The following is a 12,791-nucleotide window of genomic DNA, read 5'->3' as shown; positions in this document are numbered from 1 at the left end:
CATCGAGGCCCCTCGGGAACATGCCAGCAAACAGAGCCCCCTTTCACTCCCCTTTCTTGACTTCATCCCAGAGCCCGTCTAGCACCTCCAGCTCCACCCGGCCCAGTTCGACCCCGCGCTCGGCCGCCATCGTTTCGAGCGCGTCGACCCGCCTAACGAACTTCGCAGTCGCGTCCCGCAGCGCGATGACGGGGTGCACGCCCGCCTTTCGCGCCACGTTCACCGCCGCGAACAGCACGTCGCCAATCTCCTCGGCCGGATGCACGCGCGCCTCGCGCACCTCCTCTTCGAGCTTGTCGAGCGGACCCATCACATCGTTCCAGTCGAAGCCGACCGACGCCGCCCGCTCCTGGTAACGGAACGCCCGCTCCAGCTCGGGCAGCGAGGGCGGCAGACGCCCGAGAATTCCACCCCTTTTCTCCCCTTTCTCCCCTTTCTCCCCTAACTCCCCGCTCATCTCAGCCTCTCTCTTCCGCTCCTCAACCTTCATCCGCTCCCAGCGCGGCTTCTCACCGTGGGCGTAAAGATGCGGGTGGCGCGCCTTCATCTTCGTGACGAGCCGTTGGGTGACACTTGATATATCAAATGCGCCGCGCTCTTCGGCGAGCACCACCTGGAAGGCGCAGTGTAGCAGCAGGTCGCCCAGCTCGCCCATGATCTTCGCTTGGTCGCCGTGGTCTATGGCGTCCTCCAGCTCGGCCACCTCTTCGCGGAGGTAGGGTCGGAGCGTGTCGAGCGTCAGCGCCCGGTCGAAATCGCACCGCTTCCTGAGGTCCCGGACCAGGTCCAGCACATCGCCAAACCCCGATTCTCCTTGCATTTAGCCCCCTTCCCGGGTACGCTACTCACTTTGCGACCCGAGAGCAATCTGACGGACCCGGCCCGCACCTGGATCGAAGTGGACTTGGGCGCGCTGGTGTCCAACGCAAAGACGGTGGCGACCCGCGCGGCGGGCGCGCGCCTGCTGCCGATGGTGAAGGCCAATGCCTACGGCCTCGGCGCAGCGCCCGTGGCACGCGCGCTCGAATCGCTCGACCCGTGGGGCTACGGCGTCGCCACGCCAGAAGAGGGCGCCGAGCTGCGCGCCGCGGGGATCACCCGCCGCATCGTTGTTTTCACCCCTGTCACCGAGGCGCTCGCGGATGTCGCCAAACACGATCTCACGCCCGCGCTGGACGGCGTCGCGCAGGTGCGCGCGTGGCGCGCGCTGGCCGGGGACCAGCCCTTCCACGTTCAGGTGGACACGGGCATGGGCCGCGGCGGGATCTGGTGGGAAGCTTTCGCGGAGCGGTCGCGGGAGTTCAGTGACGCGGCGGGCCTGGAGGGCGTCTTCACCCACTTCCATTCCGCCCAGAGCGATCCGGCGTCTGTGAAAGAGCAGTGGCAGCGGTTCCAGGGCGCGCTGGCGAGCCTGCCGCGCCGGCCGGCGATCGTGCACGCCGCCAACAGCGCCGCTGCGCTCGGCTTTCCAGAGGTTGCCGCCGACCTGGTCCGGCCGGGCATCTTCCTCTATGGCGGCCTGGCCGGCGTCCAGCGCCCGCAGCCCGTTGTCACGTGGCGCGCCCGGGTCAGCGGCGTCGAGTGGCGCGAGGCCGGGATGACCGTGAGCTACGGCGCTACCTTCACGGCGCGTACTCGCATCAGCCTCAGCGCCATCGCGGCGGGCTACGCGGACGGCGTGGATCACAAGCTCTCGAACGTGGGAGCGGTGCTGATCTCGGGGCGGCGGCTGCCGATCGCGGGCCGGGTGACTATGGACACGACGATGGCGTGGTCGGGCGAGTGGGCTCCCGAAGAGGGGGCCGTGGCGATACTCATCGGCAAGGACGGCGAGGAGGAGATCACGCTGGACGAGATGGCGACCGCCGCGGGCACCATCAGCTACGAGGTGCTCACGCGCATCGGCGCGCGGGTGGAGCGCCGCTACCGGTGAGGCGCTTCTTCCTCATCGTCCTCGACGGACTGGGCTGCGGCGAAGCGCACGACGCCGCGACCTACGGCGACACCGGCAGCGACACCCTTGGCAACGTCGCGCAGGCGGTGGGTGGGCTCACGCTCCCGGTGCTCGAAGGCCTGGGCCTCGGCAACGTCCGTCCCATCGCGGGCGTGACGCGTGCTGCAGCGCCGCGCGCCGCGCACGGCATCATGCGACCGGTGAGTGCCGGCAAGGACAGCATCACCGGGCATTGGGAGATCTGCGGAGTGCTCCTGGAGCGACCGTTCGCGACCTATCCGCGCGGTTTTCCCGCGGACCTACTCGCCGAGTTCTCGCGCGTGACGGGTCGCGGCATCATCGGCAACAAGGCCGCGTCGGGCACGGCGATCATTGACGAGTTCGGCGGCCGGCACCTCGAGACGGGTGACTGGATCGTCTACACGTCCGCCGACTCGGTCTTCCAGGTGGCCGCGCATGAAGAGAAGGTCCCGCTCGCGGAGCTGTACGGGGCGTGCGCCAAGGCCCGTGCGATGCTCGCGGGTGAGCCCGCGACGGCGCGAGTGATCGCGCGGCCGTTCGTCGGCAAGCCGGGTGGGTTCGCGCGCACCGCCAATCGCAAGGATTTCTCGATCGAGCCGGTGGGGACGACGCTGCTGGACCTCCTGGCGGAGCGGGGCATTCCGCGGCACGGGATCGGGAAAGTGGACGACCTGTTCGCGGCGCGGAACCTGACCAGCACGCACCCGCCGACCAACGCGGACGCCTACCGGCTTATTCGGGAGGCACTGCTCCAGGTAGATTCCGGGCTCGTCTTCGTGAACGTGATCGAGTTCGACCAGAACTGGGGGCACCGGAACGACGTTGCGGGGTTCCATAGGGGCTTGATCGAGCTGGACGCGTGGCTGGGCCAGGTACTGCCGCTCGTGAGGGAGGAGGATGTGTTCGTCCTGACGGCGGATCATGGCAACGATCCGACGACGCCGTCCACGGACCATTCGCGGGAGAATGTGCCGCTGGTTGTGTTCGGGCCGAAGATTGCGCCGGTGGATCTTGGGTCGAGAGGGACGTTTGCGGATCTGGGGCAGACTGCGGCTGAGTATTTCGGGGTGGGGCCGTTGGCCGCGGGGAAGAGTTTTCTGGGAGACATTGTTGACTAGGGAGCGGGGAGCGGGGAGCGGTACCTTTGGCTGCCAGTCGCGGCGACGCGCTCGCGCGGCCGGCACTGCGAGGTACCGCTCCCCGCTCCCTGCTCCCCCGGAGGCCCGTTGACCGACGCGCTGATCGCCACGGCCCAGAAGGCTCGGGAGCGCGCCTACTGCCCCTACTCCAAGTTCCACGTCGGGGCGGCGCTGGAGGCGGTGGACGGCACGGTGTTCGCCGGGTGCAACGTGGAGAACGCGTCGTACGGCGGCACGATCTGCGCGGAGCGGACGGCGTTCGTGACGGCGGTGGCTGCCGGGCACCGAAAGTTCACGCGCATCGCTGTGGCGAGCGACGCGGACGAGCCGGTGGCGCCCTGCGGCCTTTGCCGCCAGCTGCTGGCGGAGTTCGGCACCGACCTCGAGGTCATCTCGGTCGGCGCGAAGGGGGGGCGGAAGACGTGGCGGCTCGATGAGCTGCTGCCCGACGCCTTCACGGGCGCCGATTTCATGGAGGACGCATGAAGCTGGGCCGGGTCATCGGATCGGTCGTGGCGACGCGCAAGGACGGCTCGCTCGAGGGCGCCAAGCTGCTAGTGGTGGAGAACCTCACGCTCGACCTCAAGCCCGAAGGGGGCTACGTGGTGGCGGTGGACGCGGTTGGCTCGGGGGCCGGGGAAACGGTGTTGTATGCATCGGGCTCGTCGGCGCGGCAGACGCCTGCTACCAAGGATCGCCCGGTGGACGCGGTTATCATGGCGATCGTGGACAGCTTCGACGCAAATGGCAAGAACACCCGCCTGCACTAGGGCGCTCGCGGCCGCCGCCGTCCTGGCCGTGCTGTCGTGCCGGGAGAACATCGCGGCGCCGGGGCAGTGCCCGGCGCTCTGTCCGTCCAGCCAGGTGCAGGTCTCGGACACGACGCTCTTCGGCGTGGACACGAGCGACGTCAGCGTCCGCGGCTTCGTGACGCCGTCAGAAGGCACCATCCTCGTGGCCGCCGATCTCGATTCGCTCCAGGGTAGAGTGCTGCTCCGGTTCTTCCGGCCCGCCCGGTTCCCGGTCGCGAGCGACACTGCGGGCGTGACCATCGGCGCGGTGGACAGCGTCACCTTGGATCTCCGAATCGCGCGCGACCCGGCGGTGAAGAACCTCAGGATGCTCCTGTATCGCCTGCCGGCTTCGGTGGATTCGACGGCGACCTTCGCTTCGATGGACGCGTACTTCGCCGATTCCATGCTCATCGACTCCGTTCCGCTCTCGGCCGGGGACTCTCTTCCGGTGGTCGCTCTTCACCACAAGTTCCTCTCGCCGGCCGGAGTCGAGCCGTTCTCCTCGGACTCGGGGGCCATCGGGATCGGCGTGGGGTTCCGCGCCGACACCCTTACCGCGGTGACCGTGAGCTCGGTGGAGTCCGGCGCATCGCTTCGGCTCAAGTACTTCGTGCACGGACCCACGGCCACGGACACGCTGCGGCACACCTTCAACCTGGCGCCGCGGTTCGACACCTTCGTCGCCAGCCCCGCGGCCGCGACGCCGGGAGCGAGCCTGCTGGTCGGCAATCTGCCCTCGGCGCGGTCGGTCATGCGGTTCTCGATCCCCCGGTTCCTGCTCGACTCGAGCACCGTGGTGCGCGCCACGCTGGTGCTGAGCCAGACGCGCCCGGCGACCGGACGGCCTGGTGAGTCGTTCGACCTTGAGGCGCGGCCGCTGGTGCGCGACTTCGGCGGGAAGTCGATCACCCACACGGACACTCTGCTCTATGGCAAGGCGCGGGTGACGGTCGGCGACACCGCCCAGATCTCGCTCGAGGTGGCGCGGATGCTTCGTTTCTGGGCCGCGGCGGGAGACTCGCTGCCGCGCTCCATCCTGCTGCGCGTCACGCCGGAGGGCGGCACCCTCGGTGAAGTGTCCATCGCGTCACGGACCGCCGGCGCCCTCCTGGCACCGCACCTGCGCGTCACGTACGTGAAGCCGTACGCCTTCGGAGTGCCGTGATGCGCCGTCTCTTCGCGAGTTCGCTGACGCTTGGCGCCCTCGCCCTCGGCGCACGCCCGCTCGCCGCCGATGACTCCGTTTTCGGCATCCGGGGGCTCGGCATCCTCGGCCGGCCACATTCGGCGCAGTCCGCTTCGGCCGGCGGCGGCTTCGCGCTCTTCGATCCGGAGGGCGGGTCGAATCCCGCGGCACTCGCGCGCCGGCGCGGCGTCTCCGGCTGGGCCGTAGGCTCTCCGTCGCGGCGCCGGTTCGACTCCGGCACGGGCGAGGCCTCGCTCACCTCGACCCGCTTTCCGCTGGTAGGGTTCGCCACGGTGGTGGGGCAGCGCCTGTACCTCGGCGTCGCGATCTCGGACTACCTCGACCGCACCTGGAGCGTGAGCGGAGTGGACACGCTCCCGCTGCGAGACTCGTCGGTGCAGGTCACCGACCAGTCGAAGTCGATCGGAGGCGTGTCGGATCTGCGCTTCGCGGCCGCCTACCGCCTGTCGCCCACGCTGGCGGTGGGGGCGGGCGTTCACGCGCTCACCGGGTCCACGCGGCTCGAAGTAACGCGCGAGTTCGACGACGCCACGTATCAGGGCTTCCGTGACGTCGCGGTCACCGACTTCAGCGGCTTCGGTCTTTCGCTGGGCGCGGTCCTCACGGCGCGGCCCAACCTCCAGGTGGGGGGAACCCTGCGGATCAACAGCGGCCTCAAGGCGAAGAGCAGTTCCGGCGCGCGCGCCACGGTCGCGCTCCCGGTCGAGCTTGGCTTCGGTGCGCACTACACCCCGGCGCCCGGTTTCGTCCTGGCTTCGAGCGTGGGATACGCGACCTGGAGCCGCGCCGCGGACGACCTCGTCGCGGCGGGCGAGGCGCGCTCGCGCAGCGTCTGGAGCGTCGGGGCGGGGGTGGACGTCGAAGCGATCAGGCTCGGGTCGTCGCGCATCCCCTTGCGCCTCGGCTACCGGTGGCGGCAGCTGCCGTTCCCGGTAGGCGGAGCCGCTCTTGGTGAGCACGCGTTCAGCGGAGGCTTCGGCCTCGCCCTGGCGGGCGGCCGCACCACGCTCGACGCGGGCGTAGAGAAAGGCACGCGCGCCGCGGGCGCGCTGTCGGAGAGCTTCACCACCGCATTCTTGGGGCTTACCGTCCGGCCGTGAACGTCCTGCTGCACACCTTCGGCTGCAAAGCGAACCAGTACGATACGGAAGTCGTGCGCCAGCGTCTCGAGGACGCGGGATGCCGGATCGTGGGGACCGCCGAAGAGGCGGACGCCGCGGTAGTGAACTCGTGTACCGTGACGCACGTCGCCGAGGCGAAGCTGCGCGGCTTCGTGCGGCGCATCGCGCGGCAGCGGCCGGGGCTGCGCACGGTCGTGATGGGCTGCGCGGCGGCACTGGATGAGGGGCGGATCGCGGCGCTGCCCGGCGTCACGGCCGTGGTGGGCGGCGCGGACCCGGAGCGCGTGGCTGAGGCGCTGGGCGCCAGCGGTGCGGCGGCCGGCGTGCTGCGGGGCTTCAGCGACTCCTCCCGCGCCTGGCTCAAGGTCCAGGACGGATGCGACGAGCATTGCACCTTCTGCGCGACCACGCTGGCCCGCGGCGACCACCGCTCCCGCGATTCCGAAGCCATAGTAGAAGAAGCTCTCGCGCTCGCGCAGCGCCATGCGGAGATCGTTCTGACGGGCGTGCACATCGGCGCGTACGGGAGTGACCGCGACGACGAGATTACCCTGTCGCGCCTCGCCGCGCTGCTTATCGAACGGGTGCCGCTGGTGCGCTTCCGGCTGTCGTCCGTCGAGGCGACCGAGTTGGACGACCTGATGGAGCGCCTGATGCTCGAGTCGCCCGGCCGCCTCGCACCTCACCTTCATGCTCCGCTCCAGTCGGGCAGCGACGTGGTGCTGAAACGGATGGGCCGGCACTGGTACACGAAGGACGAGTATCGCCGCCGGGTGGAGCGGCTGTCGGAGCGCGTTCATCCGCTCGGCCTCGGCGCCGACGTCATCGTCGGCTTCCCGGGCGAGACCGACTCGGACCACCGTGCGACGGTCGGGCTGGTCGAGGCGCTGCCGTTCACCTACCTGCACGTCTTCCCCTACTCGCCGCGGGATGGATCCGCGGCCCCGCGCCTCGGCGCGCCGCCGGCGCCGGACGTGGTGCGCGGGCGGAGCGCGGAGTTGCGCGCGCTGGCGGCCAGGAAGGCGGCCGCGCACCGCGCCTCGCGCATCGGCGGGCAGGCTGACCTGGTGCTCGAGGCGAGGCGGGCAGGCCTGCGGGACGCCCTGACGGAGGACTACCTCACGGTGCAGATTCCGGCCGACGCGCCCTGGGCGCTGGGCCGCGGTCGCGTTACGGGGCGCCTGTTGCAGAGCGGGAACTCCTTGAGGGCCGAGTCGGCGTGATCGCACCGCGCTTCTTCATCGAGACCTACGGCTGCCAGATGAACGTGGCTGACTCCGAGCTTATGGCCGGGGTCCTGGTGCGCGAAGGTTATGCGCGCGCGGAGTCTCCGGCTGAGGCCGAAATCGTAATCGTGAATACCTGCGCCGTCCGCGATCACGCCGAGCAGCGCGTGTTCGGGCGGGTGGGCGAGCTGAAGCGCGACAAGCGGGCGGGTGACGTCCTCGGGGTGGTGGGGTGCATGGCGCAGCGGCTCGGGGAAAGGCTGCTCGCCAGAGCCCCGCACGTGGACTTCGTGGTGGGGCCGGACGGGTATCGCCAGCTGCCGCAGCTCATCCGCCGCGCCAGGGAAGGGGAGCGGGCCTCCGAGACGGCGTTCGTCTCCACCGAGCACTACGAGGACGTGGTCCCGGAGCGCCGGACGGCGGCCAGCGCGTTCATCACCGTCCAGCGCGGCTGCAATTATAGGTGCACGTTCTGCATAGTTCCGTACACGAGGGGACCGGAGCGGAGCCGTAGATTGGCCGACGTCGTGCGCGAGGCGGAGGGCCTCGTTTCGCACGGCGTGACGGAGGTGACGCTCCTTGGCCAGACGGTCAACTCGTATCACGACGGCGAGCACGACTTCGCGGACCTGCTCCGCGCAGTCGGCGCCGTGGACGGGATTCGCCGCGTGCGGTTCACCAGCCCACACCCCAACGACTTCTCGGACCGCGTCATCGCGGCCATGGCGGAGGTCGGGGCCGTGTGCGAGCACGTACACCTGCCGGCGCAGAGCGGAAGCTCACGGGTGCTCAAGCGGATGTTGCGACGCTACTCCCGCGAGGAGTATCTCCAGGTCGTCGAGCGCCTGCGGGCCGCCATCCCCGACCTCGCCATCACGACGGACATCATCGTCGGTTTCCCCGGCGAGACCGACGACGAGTTCGAGGAGACGCTCACGTTGGTGCGCGAGGTCGGGTTCGACAACGCGTTCACCTTCAAGTTCAGCCCGCGCGAGGGGACGCCCGCGCTCAAGCTGCCTCACGCCGTGCCGGACGAAGCCGCGGCGGAGCGTCTGGTGCGGGTCATCGACGAGGTGCGGCGGATATCGCGGGCCCGGAACGCGGCGGTCGTCGGCACGACCCACGAGGCTCTGGTGGAGCAGGTGGCGCGACGCGGCGGGCAGCTTCAGGCGCGCACCCGGCACAGCCGCGTGGCGATGCTGGACGGGCCGGAATCATGGATCGGGACGTACCGGAACGTTCGCCTCACCGGCACGACCGGTGCTACATTCTCGGCGGTGGTGGCGTCACCAAGGCTGGGAGTGGTGGTGGCATGAGGAACGTAATGGAAGACATCGTGAAGCGGGTGTACGTCGAGCTCCTGCCCAGCGCGCCGGACCCGTGCAACTGCGACTTGTGCCGGGAGGACGTGATGGTCTACGCCTTGAACCGGCTGCCCGCGCACTACGTCGTCACGCTCAGGGGCCAGGTACTCTCCGAGCTGGAGATGAACGCGGATCAGAGCCGCGCCGACGTCGCCATCGCCCTCATGGAGGGGTTCGAGACGGTAGGCGCTTCGCCCCGCTGCGGAAGGAAGCCCGCGGCGATGAGCTGATCCGGGGCCAGGCGGGCGGAGGTCGGCGCTGAGATGCCGGCCATCGTCCTGGTTGCACTGGGATTCGTGGCCGGCGACGTCGCCGGCCTTGCGTTTTCGTGGGCGGCGTGGGCGCTCGCGCCGGTTCTCGCGGCGGGCTCGGCCCTGGCATGGCGTCGGCTGCCGAAGCCGGCGGTGTGGTTCGCGGCGGCGGCGGCCGGCGGGGTCTGGGGCGGGGCGGCGCGGGTGCGCGCCGAGGCGGACTGCCGCGTGCGCTGGCGCGATGGCGCGCGACTCGCGCTGATCGTAGAGCCGCTCGATCTCCCCGAGGCGGGGCGGCCGACCCCATTCCGGGTGATGGAGCCTGCGTCGTGCGGCGGTCAGATCGCGATCATAATGCCGGGCGCGGCGGCGAGAGCCGACGTGCCGGCGGGCCGGCGGGCCGGCGCGCCTGGGTACGAAACCGCGCTGGCGGTGGTCGGCAGGTGGCAGCGGGACCGGAATCGCGGCCCGATGTTTCTCCCCACCCGCCCCGAGCGTGCGGGCCGGCTCCTTGCGGAGAGCGTCCGGCCAGTCGCCCTGCCGCTATCCCTTCGTCCCCGCCTCCGCCTCGGCGCCGAGCGCCGGCTCGCCTTGCTCTTCGGTCGGGAGCGCGGAAAGCTTGCCGCCGCGCTCACCGTCACCGCCAGCAACGACCTGCCGGTTGACTTGCGCCAGCGATACGCACGCGCCGGTTTGGCGCACCTGCTCTCGATATCCGGTTTCCACGTGGGCATCCTCGCCGCCGTGCTCGTTCTCCTGTTGCGCGCGGCGCGGGTGCCACCGGCTCCGGCCCTGGTCGCGGGCACGTTCCTTGTCGCCGGCTACGTTTGGATGCTCGGCTATCCCGCTCCCGCCGTGCGCTCCGCGGCGTTCGTGGCGCTCTGGTGCTGGGCGCGGGTGCGGCAGCGCCCGCCGGTCCCCAACGCCGCGCTCGCTGCCACCGCTGTGGTCGTCGTGGCGATGGATCCTCTCTCCGTGTTCGAGGCCGGCCCCTGGCTCTCGTTCACGGGTGTCTGGGGTTGCGGCGCCGCGGCGGCGTGGTGGAGCAGGAACTCGCGCAGCGCCGAAGTGCTGCACGAACGAAAGTGGCTCCGCCTGGCGCAGCCGGTGTTCGTATCGCTGGGGGCGGTGCTCGCCACGGCGCCAGTCAGCGTCTTGGTCTTCGGCACGATGGCGCCGGCCGCGCTGGTCGCGAACATCGCCGCGGTGCCCCTCGCCGCCCTCGTCATCCCGGCCATCGCGCTCGCACTCGGGCTCGAGTCCGTTCCCGGGCTGCACGCGCTTGCGACGGCGCCGGCGGCCGCGGCTGGTCTCTGCCTCGACCTGCTCGAGTGGGTGACCAGACTCGCGGGTGACCTCCCGCTCGCGACCATCGAGTTCGATCGCCGGGTCCTGGCTGCGCTCACGCTCGCCGCCATCGCCTGGGTCGTGCTGAGGCCAGGCACGGGGCACGGGTCCCCGGCGCGCCAGCCGGCCCGCCTGCCCGCCCGCGGGCCCGTTGGCGCGCTAGCCCCGCTGTTTGGTCGTCTGACCCTCGCCGGCACGGTCGCCTTCACCGCGGCCATCTGGTGGACCGTGCCGCCGGCCACGGCGTCGGGTGACGGCGACGGCCGACTGGCGCTACATTTTCTGAGCGTGGGGCAGGGCGACGCCGCGGCGATCCGGACCCCCGCTGGGCGGTGGATCGTCATTGACGGCGGGCCGAGGCGGCCGGACTTCGACGCTGGTGCACGAATCGTCGCGCCGTTCCTGCGGCGACACGGAGTTCGACGGATCGCGGTGGTCGTGGCCTCGCACGGCGATGCGGACCACCTGGGGGGGCTGCCTGCCGTGCTTCGGACGGTCCCCGCGGAACTGGCGCTGGAGCCGGGCGAAGCCGATCCTCGGCCGCTGTACCGCGAATGGTTGGGGGACGTCGTCGGCGCGCACGCGAGATGGCGCCGCGCCCGGGCCGGCGACCGGATCGAGATCGACGGAGTCACGCTCAGGGTGTGGCACCCGGACAGCGCCTGGATGGAGCTGCGACTCCCGGCGAACGAGAATTCGGTCGTGCTGTCGGTTGAGTACGGCGGCTTTCGCGCTCTCTTCACGGGCGATGCCGGTCTGCCCATGGAAGCCGCCCGGGGCGGCACGATCGGTGCGGTGACGCTCCTCAAGGTCGGTCACCACGGGAGTCGCACCGCGAGCGGGGCTTCGTGGCTTGCCGAGTTGCGCCCCGCGCTCTGCGTGATCTCGGTGGGCCGGAACAACTATGGGCATCCGGATCGTGGCATCTTGACGGGCCTCGCAGCATCGGGCTGCGCGATCTATCGTACCGACCACCTTGGCGAGATCGCAGTCGAGACCGATGGACAGATCGTCACTTTGAGAACCGGGATCGGGCGCGACACCTCTTTCATGCTCACGCGGGAGCCGCGGTGAAGTCCAAGCTGGAACACGTCGTCACGATTGAGCGGCACATCATGGACCAGGAGCGGATGCACCCCGAGGCGACCGGGGCGCTGTCCAACCTGCTGTACGACGTCGGCCTGGCGGCCAAGATCATCAACGGCCACGTCCGGATGGCGGGCCTGGCGGACATCCTTGGCTCGACCAAGGTAGTGAACGTGCAGGGCGAGGTGGTGCAGAAGCTCGACGAGTTCGCCGAGGCCACGATGCAGCACGCGTTGCTCCATACCGGGCGCGTGTGCGTGCTGGCTTCCGAGGAGGACGAACAGCCCATCCTCATTCCCGACGGCTATCCCAGCGGCAAGTACACGATTCTCTACGACCCGCTCGACGGCTCCTCCAACATAGACGTCAACGTCTCCATCGGCACGATCTTCTCGATCCACAGTCGGGTGACGCCGGGCGACGGTCCGGGCTCCCTGGTGGACTGCCTCCAGCCCGGGAGAACTCAGGTTGCGGCCGGGTACGTGCTGTACGGCTCGAGCACGATGATGGTATACACGACCGGCCACGGAGTGCACGGCTTCACGTTCGACCCCACGATCGGGGAGTTCCTGCTCTCGCATCCGGACATCACGACGCCGGCAGTCGGGAAGTACTACAGCGTGAACGAGAGTTACTTCCCGCGCTGGGACCCGAAGGTCCAGGCGCTGATCAAGCGATACAAGGGCCTCGACGACAACGGTGGAGAGGCGAAGAACTGCCGCTACATCGGCTCGCTGGTGGCGGACTTCCACCGGAACCTCATCGCGGGCGGCGTGTTCTGCTATCCGGCGGACAAGAAGGCGCCCACGGGCAAGCTCCGTCTGCTCTACGAGTGCGCCCCGCTGGCGTTCATCTGCGAGCAGGCGGGCGGCTACGCGTCCGACGGTACGCAGGCCATCCTCGACATCGTGCCCACGGAGCTGCACCAGCGCTCGCCGCTCTACATCGGGAGCCGGGACGACGTGCGGATGGCGGAGAGGATGCTGTCGGGCTCCTAGCACACCCTGAGTCGGTCCGCGTTGACATCTTAAGCTTGAAGGGATAGCCTCTCCGCTATCATCGAGACGAGGCGACAATGCGTGCGGACCTCCTGCGGTTCGCGGCCGAGCTGTCCCAACGGGGTGAGGCGTTCGCGCTGGCGACCGTGGTCCGCCGCGAGCCACCCAGCGCGGCGCGGGTTGGTGATACCGCGCTGATCACGCCGGGCGGCGCGTTCCACGGCTGGTTGGGCGGCAGCTGTACCCAACCCGCTGTCGTGCGGGAAGCGCTCCGCGCGCTCGA

The 12,791-nt window shown here is 70.0% G+C and carries 13 protein-coding genes; 12 read left to right on the top strand and 1 reads right to left on the bottom strand.

Annotated features, from left to right (window positions below; translation table 11 throughout):
• Positions 1–43: 43 nt before the first annotated feature.
• Complete coding sequence (locus Q8Q85_02865; protein ID MDP3773185.1) at positions 44–820, bottom strand: MazG family protein; 777 nt, start codon at positions 818–820, stop codon at positions 44–46.
• A gap of 30 nt (positions 821–850) precedes the next feature.
• Between Q8Q85_02865 and alr the strand changes: the two genes are divergently transcribed.
• From alr to Q8Q85_02805, 12 genes are all read left to right on the top strand, one after another.
• On the top strand, positions 851–1,933 hold the full coding sequence (gene alr, locus Q8Q85_02860) for an alanine racemase (protein MDP3773184.1): 1,083 nt from the start codon (positions 851–853) through the stop codon (positions 1,931–1,933).
• Positions 1,930–3,093, top strand: a complete 1,164-nt coding sequence (locus tag Q8Q85_02855) for a phosphopentomutase (GenBank protein ID MDP3773183.1) — start codon at positions 1,930–1,932, stop codon at positions 3,091–3,093. The genes alr and Q8Q85_02855 overlap by 4 nt, the downstream gene beginning before the upstream one ends.
• 108 nt (positions 3,094–3,201) lie before the next feature.
• Entirely contained in the window at positions 3,202–3,600 is a 399-nt protein-coding gene (gene cdd, locus Q8Q85_02850; GenBank protein MDP3773182.1) for a cytidine deaminase, read from the top strand.
• The gene (locus Q8Q85_02845; GenBank protein MDP3773181.1) at positions 3,597–3,884 is read left to right on the top strand and encodes a EutN/CcmL family microcompartment protein; all 288 of its coding nucleotides are present in this window, start codon (positions 3,597–3,599) and stop codon (positions 3,882–3,884) included. The genes cdd and Q8Q85_02845 overlap by 4 nt, the downstream gene beginning before the upstream one ends.
• The gene (locus Q8Q85_02840; GenBank protein MDP3773180.1) at positions 3,859–5,073 is read left to right on the top strand and encodes a hypothetical protein; all 1,215 of its coding nucleotides are present in this window, start codon (positions 3,859–3,861) and stop codon (positions 5,071–5,073) included. Before Q8Q85_02845 ends, Q8Q85_02840 begins: the two co-directional genes overlap by 26 nt.
• Positions 5,073–6,215 carry a hypothetical protein gene (locus tag Q8Q85_02835; protein ID MDP3773179.1) on the top strand — a complete coding sequence of 381 codons (1,143 nt, stop codon included), beginning with the start codon at positions 5,073–5,075 and terminating at the stop codon, positions 6,213–6,215. The genes Q8Q85_02840 and Q8Q85_02835 overlap by 1 nt, the downstream gene beginning before the upstream one ends.
• Entirely contained in the window at positions 6,212–7,459 is a 1,248-nt protein-coding gene (locus Q8Q85_02830) for a MiaB/RimO family radical SAM methylthiotransferase (GenBank protein ID MDP3773178.1), read from the top strand. The genes Q8Q85_02835 and Q8Q85_02830 overlap by 4 nt, the downstream gene beginning before the upstream one ends.
• Entirely contained in the window at positions 7,456–8,778 is a 1,323-nt protein-coding gene (gene miaB, locus Q8Q85_02825) for a tRNA (N6-isopentenyl adenosine(37)-C2)-methylthiotransferase MiaB (GenBank protein MDP3773177.1), read from the top strand. The genes Q8Q85_02830 and miaB overlap by 4 nt, the downstream gene beginning before the upstream one ends.
• On the top strand, positions 8,775–9,056 hold the full coding sequence (locus Q8Q85_02820) for a late competence development ComFB family protein (GenBank protein MDP3773176.1): 282 nt from the start codon (positions 8,775–8,777) through the stop codon (positions 9,054–9,056). The genes miaB and Q8Q85_02820 overlap by 4 nt, the downstream gene beginning before the upstream one ends.
• A 33-nt stretch (positions 9,057–9,089) precedes the next feature.
• Positions 9,090–11,498, top strand: a complete 2,409-nt coding sequence (locus tag Q8Q85_02815) for a ComEC/Rec2 family competence protein (protein ID MDP3773175.1) — start codon at positions 9,090–9,092, stop codon at positions 11,496–11,498.
• A complete protein-coding gene (gene fbp / locus Q8Q85_02810) occupies positions 11,495–12,508 on the top strand; it encodes a class 1 fructose-bisphosphatase (protein ID MDP3773174.1) in 1,014 nt (337 codons plus the stop codon). Before Q8Q85_02815 ends, fbp begins: the two co-directional genes overlap by 4 nt.
• A 77-nt stretch (positions 12,509–12,585) precedes the next feature.
• The coding region (locus Q8Q85_02805) for an XdhC family protein (GenBank protein MDP3773173.1) at positions 12,586–12,791 on the top strand (206 nt) is incomplete at its 3' end.

This window comes from Gemmatimonadales bacterium (assembly GCA_030697825.1).
Lineage (GTDB): Bacteria > Gemmatimonadota > Gemmatimonadetes > Gemmatimonadales > JACORV01 > JACORV01.
The sequence above is the reverse complement of the archived record's forward strand: the minus strand, read 5'-3'. Positions and strand labels throughout refer to the sequence as shown.

Coding starts and splice junctions, on each gene's coding strand:
- Q8Q85_02820 (MDP3773176.1), top strand. CDS start 8,775: ATGAGGAACGTAATGGAAGACATCGTGAAGCGGGTGTACGTCGAGCTC.
- Q8Q85_02835 (MDP3773179.1), top strand. CDS start 5,073: ATGCGCCGTCTCTTCGCGAGTTCGCTGACGCTTGGCGCCCTCGCCCTC.
- Q8Q85_02815 (MDP3773175.1), top strand. CDS start 9,090: ATGCCGGCCATCGTCCTGGTTGCACTGGGATTCGTGGCCGGCGACGTC.
- Q8Q85_02845 (MDP3773181.1), top strand. CDS start 3,597: ATGAAGCTGGGCCGGGTCATCGGATCGGTCGTGGCGACGCGCAAGGAC.
- Q8Q85_02840 (MDP3773180.1), top strand. CDS start 3,859: ATGGCAAGAACACCCGCCTGCACTAGGGCGCTCGCGGCCGCCGCCGTC.
- Q8Q85_02865 (MDP3773185.1), bottom strand. CDS start 820: ATGCAAGGAGAATCGGGGTTTGGCGATGTGCTGGACCTGGTCCGGGAC.